At 49.2% G+C, this 16713-nt stretch carries 16 protein-coding genes; 2 read left to right on the plus strand and 14 right to left on the minus strand.

The window, feature by feature from the left end; genetic code table 11:
• Positions 1 to 375 precede the first annotated feature (375 nt).
• The gene (gene trxA, locus NE619_RS04805) at positions 376 to 684 is read right to left on the minus strand and encodes a thioredoxin (RefSeq protein ID WP_256131238.1); all 309 of its coding nucleotides are present in this window, start codon (positions 682 to 684) and stop codon (positions 376 to 378) included.
• 156 nt (positions 685 to 840) lie between these two features.
• Here trxA and NE619_RS04810 point away from each other — a divergent pair, with 156 nt between their 5' ends.
• Positions 841 to 1755, plus strand: coding sequence for a DMT family transporter (locus NE619_RS04810; protein WP_256131239.1), 915 nt, complete (start codon positions 841 to 843; stop codon positions 1753 to 1755).
• A 222-nt stretch (positions 1756 to 1977) separates the two neighbouring features.
• On the opposite strand, the gene NE619_RS04815 is transcribed toward NE619_RS04810, so the two are convergent.
• From NE619_RS04815 to NE619_RS04855, 9 genes are all read right to left on the minus strand, one after another.
• Positions 1978 to 3726: an acetolactate synthase large subunit gene (locus NE619_RS04815; protein WP_256131240.1), complete on the minus strand. Its 1749-nt coding sequence runs from the start codon at positions 3724 to 3726 to the stop codon at positions 1978 to 1980.
• 156 nt (positions 3727 to 3882) lie between these two features.
• Complete coding sequence (locus NE619_RS04820) at positions 3883 to 4455, minus strand: S26 family signal peptidase (RefSeq protein ID WP_256131241.1); 573 nt, start codon at positions 4453 to 4455, stop codon at positions 3883 to 3885.
• Between the two features lie 31 nt (positions 4456 to 4486).
• Positions 4487 to 5017 (minus strand): hypothetical protein, encoded by a 531-nt coding sequence (locus NE619_RS04825; RefSeq protein WP_256131242.1) that lies wholly within the window; start codon positions 5015 to 5017, stop codon positions 4487 to 4489.
• A gap of 112 nt (positions 5018 to 5129) precedes the next feature.
• Positions 5130 to 6059, minus strand: a complete 930-nt coding sequence (locus NE619_RS04830) for a LysR family transcriptional regulator (RefSeq protein WP_256131243.1) — start codon at positions 6057 to 6059, stop codon at positions 5130 to 5132.
• Positions 6060 to 6075: 16 nt separating this feature from the next.
• A complete protein-coding gene (locus NE619_RS04835; RefSeq protein ID WP_256131244.1) occupies positions 6076 to 6573 on the minus strand; it encodes a phosphatase PAP2 family protein in 498 nt (165 codons plus the stop codon).
• Positions 6570 to 7049: a hypothetical protein gene (locus tag NE619_RS04840; RefSeq protein WP_256131245.1), complete on the minus strand. Its 480-nt coding sequence runs from the start codon at positions 7047 to 7049 to the stop codon at positions 6570 to 6572. Before NE619_RS04840 ends, NE619_RS04835 begins: the two co-directional genes overlap by 4 nt.
• An 11-nt stretch (positions 7050 to 7060) precedes the next feature.
• Positions 7061 to 10084 (minus strand): AAA domain-containing protein, encoded by a 3024-nt coding sequence (locus NE619_RS04845; protein WP_256131246.1) that lies wholly within the window; start codon positions 10082 to 10084, stop codon positions 7061 to 7063.
• A gap of 455 nt (positions 10085 to 10539) precedes the next feature.
• On the minus strand, positions 10540 to 11580 hold the full coding sequence (locus NE619_RS04850; protein ID WP_256131247.1) for an alcohol dehydrogenase: 1041 nt from the start codon (positions 11578 to 11580) through the stop codon (positions 10540 to 10542).
• A gap of 16 nt (positions 11581 to 11596) precedes the next feature.
• Positions 11597 to 12418, minus strand: a complete 822-nt coding sequence (locus NE619_RS04855) for a hypothetical protein (protein WP_256131248.1) — start codon at positions 12416 to 12418, stop codon at positions 11597 to 11599.
• A gap of 537 nt (positions 12419 to 12955) precedes the next feature.
• Between NE619_RS04855 and NE619_RS04860 the strand changes: the two genes are divergently transcribed.
• On the plus strand, positions 12956 to 13483 hold the full coding sequence (locus NE619_RS04860) for a DUF805 domain-containing protein (RefSeq protein WP_256131249.1): 528 nt from the start codon (positions 12956 to 12958) through the stop codon (positions 13481 to 13483).
• On the opposite strand, the gene NE619_RS04865 is transcribed toward NE619_RS04860, so the two are convergent.
• The 4 genes from NE619_RS04865 to NE619_RS04880 are packed head-to-tail and all read right to left on the minus strand — an operon-like array spanning position 13472 to position 16566.
• Positions 13472 to 13867 carry a (deoxy)nucleoside triphosphate pyrophosphohydrolase gene (locus NE619_RS04865; RefSeq protein WP_256131250.1) on the minus strand — a complete coding sequence of 132 codons (396 nt, stop codon included), beginning with the start codon at positions 13865 to 13867 and terminating at the stop codon, positions 13472 to 13474. The two genes, NE619_RS04860 and NE619_RS04865, sit on opposite strands and share 12 nt — an antisense overlap.
• A gap of 2 nt (positions 13868 to 13869) precedes the next feature.
• Complete coding sequence (locus NE619_RS04870) at positions 13870 to 14874, minus strand: HNH endonuclease (RefSeq protein WP_256131251.1); 1005 nt, start codon at positions 14872 to 14874, stop codon at positions 13870 to 13872.
• Between the two features lies 1 nt (position 14875).
• On the minus strand, positions 14876 to 15475 hold the full coding sequence (locus NE619_RS04875; protein WP_256131252.1) for a class I SAM-dependent methyltransferase: 600 nt from the start codon (positions 15473 to 15475) through the stop codon (positions 14876 to 14878).
• Positions 15472 to 16566, minus strand: coding sequence for an HNH endonuclease domain-containing protein (locus tag NE619_RS04880; RefSeq protein WP_256131253.1), 1095 nt, complete (start codon positions 16564 to 16566; stop codon positions 15472 to 15474). Before NE619_RS04880 ends, NE619_RS04875 begins: the two co-directional genes overlap by 4 nt.
• Between the last annotated feature and the right edge of the window lie 147 nt (positions 16567 to 16713).

Genomic DNA, 16713 nt, shown 5'->3' on the forward strand with positions numbered 1-16713 from the left:
AGACGCCTTGGTCGCAAGAGCATCACTTGCAACGGCGAGGCTGCGACCAAATGCCCCTTTTCTCAATCAATCCCGCGACCATTGCATCCCAAAACACACCTTGGTCGCAGGGGCATCACTTTCGACGGCGAGGCTGCGACCAAATGCCCCTTTTCTCAATCAACCCCGCGACCATTGCTCTCCGAAAGACGCCTTGGTCGCAGAGGCATCACTCATGGCGGCAAGGCTGCGACCAAGTCCCGGGTTTCCCGACAAATCCCGCGACCATCGCTCCCCCAAATACGCCTTGGTCGCAAACTCTTGACCTACAACAACGATAAAAACCACCTGAGTGCTTCTCCCACAGCAGAAGCACTCAGGCGGTTTCCCTTGTTGTCATTTTAACATCGCTTTTACTTTTTGTCTGGACTGTACCCCGACTGAGGTGCCCACCAATTCTCCGTTTTTGAAAAGGGCCAGAGTGGGGATGCTCATGATACCGAACTGCGCAGCCAGTTGGGGCTGCTCGTCGATATTGACCTTTCCGATCTTGGCGTCCGGCTTGTCGGCGGCCACTTCGTCCAGAATCGGGGCCATCATTCTGCATGGTCCGCACCACGGGGCCCAAAAATCCACCAGTACCGGTTCCTGAGAGTTTGCAACTTCCTGATTGAAGTTATCCTTTGTTATGTTCATTATAGCCATTTTAAATACCTCCTTTGATTTTGTGACTTTAATATACCACGACAGGACACTTTCCTTCTGTGACTTAGTTACATATATGCTTTTTTTCTCAGCCGGGCAGATTTTAGGTTGCCATTGGCAGCCCCGGTATATTATTCTAGTAGGGAAGGAGGGCTTATGCGAAAATTTAAAGGAGAATTATGTCTGCTGCTGGCAGCCCTGATCTGGGGGTCAGCGTTTATTTTTCAAAAGATGGGGATGGATCATGTCGGTCCCTTCACCTTTGGTTTTTTCCGCTTTACTCTGGGTTCGCTGGCTTTGCTGCCGCTCATCTGGGGCTATGGAAAGATCAATGCCAAAAGGCCCGAGCCGAAAGAAATTACGCCCTTTCGGAATCGCGTCCTTTTGCTGGGCGGGCTGCAGTGCGGCATCGCCAGCTTTGTCGCCGGTTCTCTGCAGCAAATCGGCATTGTCTATACGACTGCCGGGAAAGCCGGTTTCATCACTTCGCTGGACATCATCATCGTGCCCATCCTGCTGCTGTTTCTCAAGCGAAGAGTCGGTACTTTCACCTGGATCGGAGTGGCGATCGCCGGATTCGGCCTGTACCTGCTCTGCATTACGGAAGGGTTTACCATTCAGCTGGGAGACGGCCTCGTCATGGCCTGCGCCTTCTGTTATTCCCTGCAGATTCTGCTGATCGACTATTATTCCGATAAGGTGGATGCCATCAAGCTTTCTTTTCTGCAATTTTTGATTTCCGGCCTTTTGTCCGGGGTCTTCATGCTTTTTCTGGAAACCGTGTCCCTGCAGGATATTATCGACTGCGCGGTTCCGATTTTATATACGGCTATCCTGGAGGTAAGCATTGCCTTTACCCTGCAGATCATCGGCCAGAAGGATACGCCGCCGGCCATAGCCGCACTGATTATGAGCCTGGAAGCTTTTTTCTCCGCTGTATGCGGGGCGCTTTTCCTGGGTGAAGTCATGAGCGGGCGGGAAATGCTGGGCTGCGCCCTGATGCTGACCGCTTTCATCATATCGCAGATTCCCGATAAGAAGGAACGGGCGCAGCGGAGAGAGCTGCGTTAGACTGCGAAAAGGAGCCTGCCGCAGTCGTTTTGGTATGCTCCCGTTTGTTTGGATGGGGCCGAAAGTTAAAATCTGGTTTTGCCGGATTCTCCATATTAACGAACCGCAAAGATCATTACAAAATTACCCATATCCTCCTTGAAACAGGGGAATATGGGTAATTTTTATTATATGAGAAGTTTGGGCGGGGAGCTCCTATCTTTTCCGCAGCACCTTTGGTAATTATTTTCCGGTCTGCGCGGATTCGGTCAGCTCCGCCAGCTGCTGGGACAGCTTCATGTTTTCATCGTAGTCCACTCTGCAGTCTACGAGAGTCGGCACATCCTGCGCCAGTGCGTCCTTGAGCATTGGAATCAGGTCCTCCGCCTTTTCCACGCGGTAGCCCTTTCCACCCATGACTTCCGCCAGTTTCACAAAGTCCGGATTGTTAAAGTCCACATAGCAGTGATGATTGAAGTGCTCCATCTGCTTCCATTTAATCAGGCCATAGCTGCTGTCATTGAGAATCAAGGTCGTAAAGTTGCTTCCGATACGGGCCGCGGTCTCCAGCTCCTGCATATTCATCATAAAGCCGCCGTCGCCGGTAACTGCCAGCACTTTTTTATCCGGGTTGACCAGCTTCGCCGCCACAGCGCCCGGAATCGCGATTCCCATGGATGCAAAACCGTTGGAAATGATGCAGGTGTTGGGTTTGTAGCAGTTGTAATGCCTTGCGATCCACATTTTATGCGCACCCACGTCCGAAAGCACAATATCTTCGCGCCCCATGACCTTGCGCACGTCGTGGAGAATCCTCTGAGGCTTCATTGGAAAAGCATCATCGTTTTCATACTGATCGTGGTCAGCCTGAATTTTCGCCTTGATTGCCAGTGCGTAATCCGGCTCCGTTTCCCGCTCCGATCTGCGGAGTATTTCATAAAGGGAGTCGGAAATATCTCCGATGACCTGCACCTCCGGCTGATACCGCTTGTTGATATGAGCCGCCTGATTTCCGATATGCAGGATTTTATGGTTGTTGTCGGGGTTCCACTTTCTCGGGAAACATTCTACGATATCGTAGCCGATTCCGATAATGGTGTCCGCTTCATCGAAGATCTGGTTGATGTAGTCCCGCTGGGGAATTCCGATGGTCCACATGGAGTACGGATTGTCAAAGGGGATGATGCCCTTGGCCATCATGGTATTGGCTACCGGAATGTGAAGCTCGGTGGCAAAGTCGGTGATCGCCTGAGCCGCGCCGCCTCTGACAGCACCGTAGCCTGCCAGGATCAGCGGACGTTTTGCTCTGGATATCCGCCGGGCCGCACGTTCGATGTCCTTGTAGGAAGCGATGCCCTTCTGCGGCGACACTCTGCGCATGGGTACGCCCTGAGCCGGCATCTTGGCTACGTTATCAGGAAGGTCGATATGAACCGCTCCCGGTTTTTCCGATTCCGCATATTTGAAAGCAATCCGCACGATTTCCGGCACAGTGTCCGGCCTGAGAATCTGCTTGGATTTCTTGGTGATCGGTTCAAATACTTTTTCCAGGTTCAAATACTGGTGGGCGGTCAGGTGCAGTCTGTCCGTGGCGATCTGCCCGGTGATAGCCAGCACCGGCGCACCGTCCAGATTGGCATCGGCCACGCCCGTCACCAGATTGGTCGCGCCCGGCCCCAGAGTGGAAAGGCACACGCCCGTCTTGCCGGTAAGTCTGCCGTAGACATCGGCCATAAAAGCCGCGCCCTGTTCGTGCCGGGTAGTAATGAACTGAATCGACGATTTTTCAATCGCATTCATCAGATCCAGCGTTTCCTCACCGGGTATGCCAAAGATGTATTTTACGCCCTCCTGCTCCAGACACTCGATCAGAAGATCCGCAGTCGTCCGTTCGAAATCCGGCGGCGTTCTCGGCGCCGCATCGCTGTCATGCAGGATTTCAAGATAACGGTCGATCTGTTGCTGTCTGTGCAGTTCGTCTTCATTTTTCATTATTCTTGCCTCCTATTTTCATAGTTGGATCGTGCCTGCTCCGAAAAAAGAAAAAGGCACTCGATTCATCCTTAGTATGAAGTACCGGGGCCTTTTACGCAAGATTTATTTTTCTATACCGGTCAAAACTTTCTTTGACACTATCAGGGACGGGTCTTAAACGCAGGCCGGCTTACTTAGCCGCGCTGCTTTTGCCTGTTTTTTCTTCTCCATCCGTTCTTCCCGGTCCCACTTGTCTCTAAGCAGCTTATTGATGATGGCAATGATGAGGATCATTTGCAGCTCCATGATCGCAAAGGGGCTGTGCAGGAAAAGGATGTACCTTCCGATATACGGAATGTGCTGCACATAGGTACCCACCAGGTCGCTCCGATAAGTCTCGTAGTCATCGTACCTCTCGGCGGACGCCCCCTGCGTCCGGTAGCGGGTCTCTCCGTTTTTCCCCTTTTCCTTTGCCCTCAGATAATGCGTGAAAACCGCCTGCTCTCCCAGGCGGTCCGCACGAAATGTAACGATTGTATTCAGTTCAGGTTCCCGGCCTTCCTTCAAGTTCTTCACAAGAACGACAGATCCGGTTGGAATCACTGGTTCCATACTGTCCGTGCGAATGACATAGAGCTGGTATCCCGCCGCATCTTTGATCTGCTGCGGGCACACCTGCATCAGCACGATGTACGCTGCTAAGAGTACGATTATGGAGTTCAGTAATAATTTGCCTGCTGTTTTCATGGTATTATGTTAGTTAAAATTCTACTTAAAACTAGTTAGTTGGTGTAGCTGATGCTGCATCTGTTAACTCTGCTGACAACGTCACTGTCAAATCTTTTCCCGCTAAAGCTTTTGCGGCATCACTATCTTTCGGCGTAATTGTAACCGTATATGTATTCTCACCCGTGCTTACATTGGCATCGGTGTATACACCGCCGGCCGCAGTCAGTTCTGCTGCTCCTTTTGAAATGGCAATGGTGAAATTAGAACTGTCAACTGGGTTTTGACCGTCTTTAACTGATGGCGTTATAGCAACCTTTGGCGTCACACCAGTAGGTACATTCTCTACCTTATAAACCGCAGCGCTTGTATATACCGGTGCATTTTCACTCAAACCCGAGCTACTGGATTTCGTAAAGTCAGGAACCGTCATCGTGGCTGCCACTGGCTTATCAAAGTTCAAAGTTCCGAAGCCATCCACCTTCAGCTGATCCCACGCCGCATACGATCCGGCCATTGTTACCACGACCGCCGCCACTGTTAAAAGCGTTAATAATTTTTTCTTACCTATTTTCTTAACCATAACTTTTCCTCCTAAATGAATTGCTCAAATATTTTTTTCGACAAGTTCATTATAGGCGCGGAGGCGCTGTTTGGCTAATGCTTATAACTGATTGTTCTGTGATAAGTTTTTGTTATCGCTGGGCAGGGTCGCTGTAGCAGTCGAGTATGAGCTTCAGGAATTGTTCTGCCTTATCGGACAGGGTTTCCCGTTTGCGTTTTACCCACAGAAGATAGTGGGAGATATCGCAGTTGTTCAGCCTTATGCTGCAAATCTGTCCCTTTTCCAGCTCGTCCTTCTGCCATTTGTTCCCGAAGATAAAAGCGTCCGTCCTTTTTACCATACTGATAATGGCGTGATAATTATTCATAATGATGCTTTTCTTAAAATCCATCATGTGAATTTTGCCGTCGAGATTCGTGGTATAGTTCATATTGGAAAAATAGTCCTGCGGCACCTGCACATGGCTGTATGGCAGCAGCTCTTCGGCATCAATCCATTCCCTGCCGTACAGGGGATTCTTCTTTCCCACGTGGACATACAGGGGACCGGTTCCGATCTCGTGAAATTCCAGGCCCTTCAGCTCACAGATTTTATGAAAAGCCGCCATTTGAATATGGTTGATCGACACAAGGCCGATATCCGCACCGAGGGCTTCTACAGATTTCAGCACTTCCTCCACGGACGTTTCCACGATATAGATGCCCGTGCGGTTGGCGCGGATCGTCTCATAATATTGCAGCATCATATCGTCGCGGAGGATACAGCCGCCGATGGCAATGCTGATCTTGGCCTCCACGTACTTCTGGTTTTCCAGGCGCATCTTGGAAATTTCATCAACCTGCTTTAAGATGGAATTTGCATAATAATACAAACCTTCCCCTATGCTGGTCAGCTCTACTCCGTGATTGGTCCGCTTCAAAAGCTCGGCTCCCACCTCGTTTTCCAGGTTTTTCATGGATCGGGTCAGATTGGGCTGGGACACGTACAAGCTGGCCGCAGCCTTACGCATGCTTTTCTGGTCCGCAATCTCAACAAAATATTTTAAATCCTTCAGTTCCATACTTTTACCTTACCTCCTATGGAATCAAGTAAAAACCAATCAGCCCGGACGCAATGCCCAAGGCCGCCCCTGCGATAACGTCCCTTGGAAAATGCACGCCGCCCAATACCCGCACAACTGCCATAAAAATTCCCGCGATGCCGATCAGAACGCCGATCCAGGGAATCAGCCACAGAAAGGTCATGGAAATGATAAAAATGGAAAACACATGTCTGCTGGGAAAGGATTTTCCTTTGGTCTGTTTCGGTATGACCGGCGGCATTTCGAAAACCTCGTAGGGCCGGGGCGCACAGTACAGATAGCGGAAAACGCTGATTACGCAAAAGGAGATTCCCGGTACCAGGATCGTCCGCAGAAGATGAGCGTCCTTCTGCACATAGAGCATTGCCAGGAGAATCGGGTAAGCGATATAGGCGATTTTCGTCAGTATCGAATCGGTCACAACAATTGCCTGAAATTTTCTCGGGTTATCGCGGAAAACTCCGGTCATCGTTATATAGGTCTCTTTCTTCACAGTTCTTCTCCTCCTTTTGCGGCGATTTCCCACAGCTTGCGCGTCAGTCGCTCCACGCTTGCCGCCGGCCGGTAAGCCATTGCGGCGAGCCCTGCCAAAGCCATTCCCCAGGGGATATAGGCCCAGAGTCCTTCTTCCATAAGCCAAAGCGCCGTTCCGATTAATAACAATAGTCCGCACCAGATTGCCGCAAGAAGCTTTACAGCCGGAAATTTTGTAATCCGGTATTGAATCCGCAGTCTTCCATCCGGCAGCTCCTCTGTCTTTCCCACCAGCCGCAGGACAAAGCTGTTTCGATACATATACCTGGGCTTATATACAAACCAGAAATGCCCGTCGTTCCACTTTCCCACAAAGAGGTCCCGGCGATGAAGCTCTTCCTTATAGTAGGTTTTTACACCGGCCGGCACGATCTGCGCCGAAAAGCTGCGCTCCAGCTCCTCTCTGTTTAATGATGTATCAACGTGAAATTTCATTCATCCTCCTGTTACAGCTTTTTGAAATACTCGATCAGGATATCCTTCATGTAATTATATCTTCTGGCATAGGAGTTTTCCACCCGGATCAGTTCGAAATTGTATCTCTGGCACAGCTCGTTCTTTTTCTGATCCCGATGGCGGACCGCCTCGTCCTCGATATGCTCCTTTCCGTCCAGCTCGATAGCCAGCACCGGCATCTCTTTTCTGCCCCGGCTGCGCTCGTAGACCACAAAGTCGAAGCTGCCGGTGTAAAAGAGATCGTTGTGCTCCTCGCTGCCATTGAACACATGGGAAATGGGGACTTCTCTGTGAACGGTGTATTTGCTTCCCGATACCAGAATGTTGCTCAGAGCGTGGTTGAGGGTAGTCAGGAAAGCCGCCTCTGTTTGGGTGCTGTAGGGCTTGATTCCCAGCGCTCTGGTAGCTGCCGCTTTGGGCGTCACCTGGGAAGTGCCGTTGGTGCGGATGTATTGAATCAGCTCATAAAGATCGTCGTCCTCTCCTGCTCCGTGGAGGCGGGAAAGGTTCCGGCTGCTGGAAAGAAGCACCAGCTTTTCCTTGGCTCTGGAAGTGGCTACGTTAATCAGCTCTTTATTGTTTTTCAGCCAGTTATAGGTTTTCACATGGGTCTGGTCCGTAACCGCCAGGGAAAAGAGAATCACATCCTTTTCATCCCCCTGGAAAGCGTGCACCGTTCCGCATTGTATGTCGCGGATGCCGTTTTCCTCAAGCCTGCTGTTGATGTATTCTTTTTGGCTGACAAAGGGCGTGATGACGCCGATCTTCTTGTCCCGGTTCTCAAGGATGTATTCCAGAATCTGTTCTGCTTCCGCAGGGGCGGTGTTTTTCCCATCCGCCGATTCATCGGCCAGATCCATGTAAACCAGCGGCTGCGCTTCCGGCACCTGGCTGCGGACCTTCAGCTTATCGTTGTAATACTTTTTGTTGTTGAAACCGATGATCTTTTCATGGCACCGATAATGGTAGCTCAGCAAAATCTCGTCGCTGACCGAATCGCAGGCCAGGTAGGTCTTGTATATGGAATTCTCAATGTAGTCGTATTCCTTGCTGACGCCGTATTTGTTTTTCAGGGTCTGATTGGCTTTCGGATCCAGCACAATGACCGGGCTGAGCTGCTGGGGATCGCCCACCAGCATCAGGTTTTTTCCGCGGATGATCGGTACCAGGGAAACCGCCGAATTGCACTGGCTGGCTTCATCCATGATGACCATGTCAAAGTAAGGCTTCGGTTCTCCCAGCCTGTGGGCGGAAATGCAGGTCGTTATCACGACCGGAAAAATCCGGAGAAACTTTTTCAGGTTTTCTTCCTGGGACAGATGGCGGTTGAACTCTTTTACCTGCTCTGTCTTCGGCCCTTCCATAAGGAGAATATCCAACAGCTCCTCATTTTTAGGCTCGTCCAGCCTCTTGATATATTTTGCGGAAATATAATATAAATATTTAAGAAATTCCTCTTCATTCTGGTTCAGCAGCGGCAAAGCGTCCTCTTCATGGACTTCGCCGATCTCCTGTATCCGTTTTTCCACGGCTTTCAGCTGCCTGCTCTGCAGTTCCACCCGGAAGGTCAGGTTCTGCTCGCTGCTGATCAGGCTTTCAATGGATTCCTTTCGTTCTTTCAGATCCAAAATCTCTTCATATCGCTTCAAAAGCTGGGAAAGCTGCCGGGTCTTTTCGATCTTGTCATCCCGGTTTCTCTCCAATGTACTGGAAAAAACCTTGATCTCCTTGACCTTGAGGTACAGCTCTTTCATCTGATCCAAGGCGTCTTCGACTTTTTCCCGGTTTCCCAGGCGCACGGCCGGGAAAGGAATTTGATTTCCTCTGTATTTGATGTTCTGCAGGGTTTCAAATACGCTGTCAATGGGATGGTTGTTGTAGGAAGCGAACAGCACGGTCTTTTCATTGAAAAAAGCCGTGGTGATGGTATTGATAATGGTGTTGGTCTTGCCGGTTCCCGGGGGTCCCTGGATGTAGGACAGGGGGTACTTGAGACCGTGGTGAATGGCCAGCAGCTGGTCCAGGTTTACCTTTTGGTTGAGCAGCGCCAAAGGATACTGCTTTTTTCGCACCGGCTGTTTCACCAGCTCGCCGAAAAATGCCTTGATGGGCACGGTGACCGTTTCTTCCTGATACATTTCTAAAATCGCGCCGTATTCCCGGTCCAGATCCAGAATCTGCTCCCGGGCAAGAGTCAGAATGTAGGGCATGTCATCGACGCCCTTGATATGCGGATTTGCGCCAGTGATTAAATCTTTGATCTGCTCCTGATTTATCTCAAAATCATCCAAGAGATAGGAATATTCCTCGGGGAGAAAACGGCGGACGCTCTGCTTTTCCCCTTCAATGGTAAATTCCCGGCAAATGGTGGCCTCATCATCTGCGATCAGCCGGCGGCGCACAACGTCAAAATTCATTCTGCGGTAAGCCAGCACGTAAAGCCCCTTGCTCGTGGGCACGCTCATCAGGTTCATACAGATCTGCAGAATTCGTTTGCCCGGACGCTCCCTCCGGTTTCCTTCCTTGACGGTCCTGTACTGGAATTGGTTGATGATGCTCCGGTACTGCTGATCGTCCAGCCGGTACACGCCGTCCTCAACGTCTTCTCCGTCCAGCCCTTCGACCAGAGCGTATTGGCTGCGGTAGGGCGTGGAATCCAGCCGGTTGCAGTCGGCCAGGTAATTGAGAATTTTCATGTTCACCGCATGGTGAAACAGCTCTTTGTATTTCTGCGGATTCAGGTGGATATCTTCTACAAGCTTTTGATTGATCGGGTGATAAGAGCCCTCAACAATATCGGAGGATAGGATGGAGTCGATATAAATTCTGGGGAAATCGCCCAGCGTATGCTTTGACAGGTGAAGCCCTGCCACGCTAAGGGACCGGTCCTTTAGATTGATATCATTGATACCGATCCAGTACCGGGTAGTCTCCTTGTTTTTATTCTTATATTCAATGCTAATCCATTTTCCTTCATGGACTGCTTTAAAAATGTCTCGGCAGACCGTATTCATGACAACCCTCCGGGATTTTTGCCGCAGCGCTTCTTTCTATTTATCCTGTTATGTTGGTCCGGCGGCCCCTCTTATCCGACTATTCTGAGGCGGCCCCTTCTGTCTAATTATTCTGATTCTGTGGCCTCTCCCATCTAATTATTCTGGTCCGGCGGCCCCGCAGCAGCAAAAAATCGGGATTTATGTTCCATTCGGCTCGATTTTAAGCGGATGCCCACATAAAATTTGAGAGAATTTTTACTTGTTACCGTTTTTTGAGGGCGTCGGAAGCACATATAAGCAAACAAATTCTATTCTTTTGCAATTTTTAAGCAAAATCATTCAAGTTTTTCGCTTCGGCCTGCTTTTTTATGTGGGCATTGAGGCATTTTCACCGGATCTGGAACATAAATCGGCATTTTTTTGTTTTTCAGCCCGTCTGCAGAGAAAAATCAGCTTAATGAAAAAGCCGCACTCTATTTATTCATTTCAATGGCGATCTTCATCACGCCATCCAGCCTCTTCTCAAACAGGTCATAGGCCTCTAAAATGTCCTCCATGGCAAAGGTGTGAGTAATCAGCCCCGTGGTATCCAGCCTGCTGTCTGCGATAAGACGCAGCAGCCGGTCACAGTGGGCCGCATGGACGCCTCCGGTTTTGAAAGTCAGATTTTTCCCGTACATATGAGGCAGCGGCAATATCTGATTTTCTTCATACATCGCCACCAGACAGACGATTCCCGATGGACGGGCCAGCTGCCAGGCCAGGTCAAAAGTCCCCGCTCCCCCAGCCGCCTCGATCACCGAGTCCGCTCCCCGGCCTGCGGTTTTGTCCGATATGACAAATTTTAAATCCTGCGGGTCAACCACATCCGCGGGAATACCAAGCTGTCTGGCAAAATCAGCCCGCTCACAGTCGATCTCCGCCAGAATCAGGTTTTTCGGTTCGTACAGAGCGGCGCACATTGCCGCACACAGCCCTGTGGATCCCGCCCCTAAAATGACAACCGTGTCGTCTTTTTTTATCTCCGCCAGATCCGCCGCCCAGTATCCGGTTGAAAGAATATCGCCGGTGAAAAGGGCTTGCTGATCGGTAACCGAATCCGGTATTCGATTAAGGCCGTTATCCGCATAGGGCACCCTCACATACTCCGCCTGACCGCCGTCGATACGGCAGCCCAACGCCCAGCCGCCGTCCGGGTCCTGACAGTTATTCACCAGTCCCCGCCGGCAGTAGAAACATTCTCCGCAGAAGGTTTCCACGTTAATCGTCACCCGGTCTCCCGGGCGCACCTTACTGACCTCTGTACCTGTTTCCTCTACAACTCCAACCATCTCGTGTCCCAGAATCACGCCGGGAATCGCTTTGGGGACGGCTCCGTGCTTAATATGAAGATCGCTGGAACAGATGGAGGCCAAAGTAACCCGCACGATGGCATCTTTTGGACTCTGAAGGCGCGGCCGGGGCCGTTCCTCCAGTTTCAGCTCATGATTTCCTTTATACACGAATGCTTTCATTTATGGTTTCCTCTGTTTACTGTTCTTTTACCGTCTTTAAATATCCGGAAATATCCTCTTCTATCCACGGGTCCGGCTGCATATGAACGAGCGCGGCCTGTTTGTTTCCTTGCTCATCAACGCCGATCAGCTGCGCATCGATAGCCACACGCCCGTATGGGAATTTGTATCCTTCATCACAGCTGTAGGACACCGTGCAGGTATCGCCTTTTTCAAGCTTGATGGGGTGCTTGCTGTCGATCTCTGCAATGGGAACCTGGTTGATGGTAATGTTGGATATAATCGGCTCCAGCTTCTCCTGATAAGGGATGTTGACGCCCGTAATGTTCAATTTCTTTTCTGCCTGGAAATCGGATGAAGTCCATTGCAGGGACTTCCCCTGCTGATCGTTCTTCTCTTCGCCGATGAGCTGCAGCCCCTGCTGTTTGACGCTGCGGATTTCAATGGTTCCCACGTCCGCAACCGTCTCAGTCCCATCGTCCCAGGTAATATTCAGCCGGCTGAAAGCCAGTGGTTCTGCTAAGCCGGAATCTTCATTGAGATTGTCGCTGCTTACGCCCATATGTATGGTGTGCAGTGAATAGCCGCTGATCGTTTCCGACTCCTCATCGTAGACAACGGTCTCTATTCCCTTGGGAGCATCGGGAATTTCCACGGATTTTACCTTCTTTTCTCCTGTCATCCCGGAAATATACATGATGTCTACATCCATATCCTCCGTGCAAATGAGGTTTTTCACAAAGACCGGCTCCTCCATCTTGACGCTGCATCCGGAAATCATTATTGCGGCAAAAACAATGGCGCATACGCACAGTATTGCCCCTGACCGTTTTTTCATAGGTTCCTCCTCTTCCTGCTTTCTCTGAAAAGCATGTTCACACAATACGTTCTTATTTTTATCAGTATAACATATTGGCACACGGGATGGCAGTCCTGAATCCGTGCGCAGTGGGTCCCGGCGGCAACTTTTTTTGAAAACCGTGCCGTAGTTACGCAAGCTGCGGCTTGGCGAGGCCCGACAGGCTTGCTTTTCTAAAATGCCTCGATCCCACGTCCTCCCATTGAAAAGCGGGAGCATTTCGCGCATTCGGTAAAGGGCTCCGCCCTCTGGACGCAGCCCTTTGCAGTGTGTTAGAATAATTGCACGGAATGTGCCGGGGTATAGGAAGAAGTGGGATGCGTTTTTTGGGAAAAGGTGGCCGGGGGGGTTACAAGAGGAAGCCAGCCGCGGGTTTGCAAGAGGAAGTGGGCCGCAGGTTTGCAAAAGGAAGGGGGCCGCGGGTTTGCGACCAAATCGATGCTCTCTTCATTTTTTCCGCAACCATTGGGAAGAAAAAAGCCCTTTGGTCGCAAGTAATCTCAGGAAATTGATTAATTGGTCGCAGATTGTGTGGGGAGAGTTTCCGCGGTACTCAGCTTCCTGGGAAGCAGTACCCGCTGGGAGAATAATTGGGTGATATCGTGCAGAAAGGATATGCAGATGAGCTATTATATTGAATTTTGGAAACGCTGTTTCGACTATAAGGGCGTCACGTCGAGAAAGCAGTATTGGCTGACGCTTCTCATAAATTGCGTGATTACTCTTGTACTTTTCTTAGCGGTGGCGGCACTGGAGACCGAAGTGGGTTTTTCCTTCTCAGAAAGCTCCTTCTTCATATATCTGACGCTCATCTTGGATCTGGCAGCAATGCTTTATCTGTTTGCTTCTATGCTTTGCTCCATTGCGCTGAGTGTCCGCAGACTGCATGATACCAATAAGTCCGGCCTGGTGCTGCTGCTTTCATTGATCCCTCCGGGCAGTATCGTTGTTTTGATCCTTCTGCTGATGGGCAGCGCCTATGAGGATAATCCGTATCGGGTGAAGGATATACGGATTGGGTATAGTGATCGTTTAAAGTTCTGAGGAGAGTTTCATTAAATTCTCGACTAACTTTACATCCGCTGGAAGCCATTCTACGCTCATCAGTTCATTATTTTTTAGCCACTTTGCCGACTGGTGTTCCTTAAGAGTGATCGACCCTGACCGGAGGCTGCACCAATAACAATACATTGTAAGATGAAAGTCGGGATAATCGTAATTTACGATATCTACCAGATCACCCACGTCAATCAATACATCCAATTCCTCTTTAATTTCTCGAACCAAGGCTTCTCGGGGGCTTTCGCCCTTCTCAATTTTACCGCCAGGAAACTCCCATCCTCCTTTGAATGGTCCGTATCCACGCTGGGTAACAAGAATCTTTTCATCAAGTTTTATAATAGCCGCAGCCACTTTAACAACCTTCATATCTATTTACCATATGCCTTCAAAATATCCTCAAGGTCTTTAACTTTAATCCCAGCTTTTATGAGTCGTTGTCTTCGTTTTTGATATAACGTCTCAATCGTTTGTCGAACCTGCTCATGCTTGCCATGATGAACAAGTCTATGGCAGACCGGGCACAAGCTGACCACATTGGCTTCAACATCTAAGGAAACATCAAACTCATCCTCACAGCTTATGGGCAGCAAATGATGCGCTTCTACGTAATTTTTTCCCGTGCGGTGTGAAAGAAAAAACGAATGGCTCTCATCCACTTCACACTTAAAGCCAGCCAACCTAATGGCGTTGGCGGAAACCTGCGGATCTCTCTTATAAACTCTACGGCTGCCAGAAAAATTTTTTTGTGTCTTTTCCTTTGGGCAATCCTCAATTGAAGAAGTCTTCTGCCGATTGATAGCCGACTCCACTTCCTCCATGTATTCATCCTCTGCAATTACTCGATCTAAAGAGGCCTTTCCATTACATTTTTCATATTCATACCCTGCGCTTAACAGGCTTAAAAGCTCCAGGCCTTGCTCTTCTATTTTCTGGCAGGTGGCTGTCTTTACGATTAAAAACTCAAACAGATCCTTGGAAGCGCGAAAAAGATATCCAGTATTCCCATTTCCTGCTCGATTAATTGGTGAATTTTTATCAGGCTGTAGCTTCATAATTTGCTCAATATAATCCTTTGTCCGTATAGTTTGTGCCGGAAAATAATATTCACAGTCAACCCTCCATCCCTGTTTTTCCCAATCACCAAAGCCTTGGGTTGCCGGCCGCTGTGCTACATAGCAATCTTCCTTTGCGAAACTAATGGCTGCAATTTTACCATTGACACTATGGACAATCGCATCTCCTTTTTTCACTTCTTTCATCAAAGACCAATGGCTTTTATTATGCCCAAGCTTGTCTTTTTGGGGTGCCCACAAAAACCCGCCTTGGGATTCTTCTCTAAAAGTTTTGTTTTGAAATACCCAAAAATAATTCATTTTATTTTCTCCATTTCCGCGCCACAAAATTCAGCCATTTCTCGCCTTCCCGCCCTTCCCTGACATCGCCGGTGATGCTCCACTCCACGCAGCAAAATCCGGTTTCCGGGCAGAGCAGAGAATCCAGGTCTGCTTCTGTGTAGTCGTTAAAGAAGCGCAACCCTTTTGTCCTCTGTGAATCGCCATATTTAAAAGACGCGTACAAAACGCCCTCCCGTTTTAATGCAAGGGACAGCTTTCTCAGTATCCGAGGCATGTCCTCTTTGTTCACGTGAAGCAGAGACGCGCACGCCCATATGCCATCAAAGGAGTCGCAGAAATTCAAGTCCTCAAATTTTCTGCACAGGACCTCCTGTCCGATAAACGCAGAAGCCAGACAGCATAGCTGCTGTGAGGCGTCAACAGCTGTAACCTGGTAGCCTCTGTCTAAAAAAGCTTTACTGTCCCGGCCGCTGCCGCATCCCAAGTCTAAAATCGTGCCGTTCTTTGGTATGTATTTCAGAAACGAATCATATAAGTGGGACATATTGGAACTGCAGGTTTCATCGAAAAAGGTTTTTGCGTTCTTATCATAATATTCTATGGTTTTATCGTCTGTCATAATGTCCACCTGCCAAATCCCATTTTCTGTGCCGATTGATACACCGGTTGGACCAAGTCCTCCAGTTGCCTGGTGAATTCCGCTTCATTATGCCCCCTTGCGTAAAGCCGCAGGGCTTCCGTGCTGTTGAGATGCTCCTTTTGGCACTTTTCAAACTCGACATGGATTTTATCATATTTCCATATGAGCTGGTAGGAATAAAATTCCAAGCCGCAAAACCTTGAAAAGTAAGTTTTCCAATCGGGCAGATTGTTATTTTTGCTGCTGTTTATACCCTTAGTCGTGGGGTGCAGGTTCCAGAGCTCATCATGGGCCACATACGACCAGGGGACAAAATGGTCGATGGAAAGATTGGTTTTGCTCAGCGGCTCGAACCCGTAAATCTCCCTCAGGGGCTTTACCTCCGTGATCGCACGCCAATACTTTTTCACCTTTTCCAATTTTCGCTCCTGTGGAGGATAAAGTTTGTTGACAATTCCCGGAACACTTGGGTTCCTTCTCTGCAGGTATTCAATGAGGTTATATTGAATCCAGCCACGGATAATTTGCTGGTTTTCCTGCAGATATCGGGCCCAGTCGTCCTGCATTTCAATTTGACTGCTAAGGCCGGAAATCTGAACAAAATAATACATCAGCCGCTTTTCATAATTGATCCTCTCAGCAAGAAGTTGCTTCGGTCCTTTCCAATCATTTCCTTTTATAGCCTCTATGAACGGCGCTTGCAAACGGTATGGCACTTGCTCAGTCAGGGTCCGCTTTTTCTTTAATAGCTCCTTGTCCCGGCAATTTTCAAGGAACTTGAGGATCGTTTCCTTTTTTTCACTGGATTTCAGGCCGCTGATCTGGTGTACATGGTGTACGGCAGCTTCCAGTGTATCCGACGGTCCCAGATTCAATTTGTATTCCGATACCATATACCAGGCATCCGCGATCATTTGATTAATAAGTTCGTCATAAGTCAGGCGTGTTTTCCCTGCGGCGACTTTATCCAGGATCGCCCGGAACCAAAAGATTTTATAGGATTCGCTCATCTTATCGAACAGACGTGAAAGATTAGAAATCTCAAGCTCTGATGAATATGGCAATAGCATAGCGGTCTCTCCTTTTCGCTTTCCCCAATGGCGCGGTTTCAAACTCTTTGCCAGCTTAACCATCTCGTCGTCCGCAACCGGGCATGAAATCCTCTAACAACCACCAATAATTATACCATATCTTCCGCAATACACTGCAGGCATTTT

The sequence above is a fragment of the Anaerovorax odorimutans genome (assembly GCF_024459955.1).
In the GTDB taxonomy this organism is placed as follows: Bacteria; Bacillota; Clostridia; order Peptostreptococcales; family Anaerovoracaceae; genus Hominibacterium; species Hominibacterium odorimutans_A.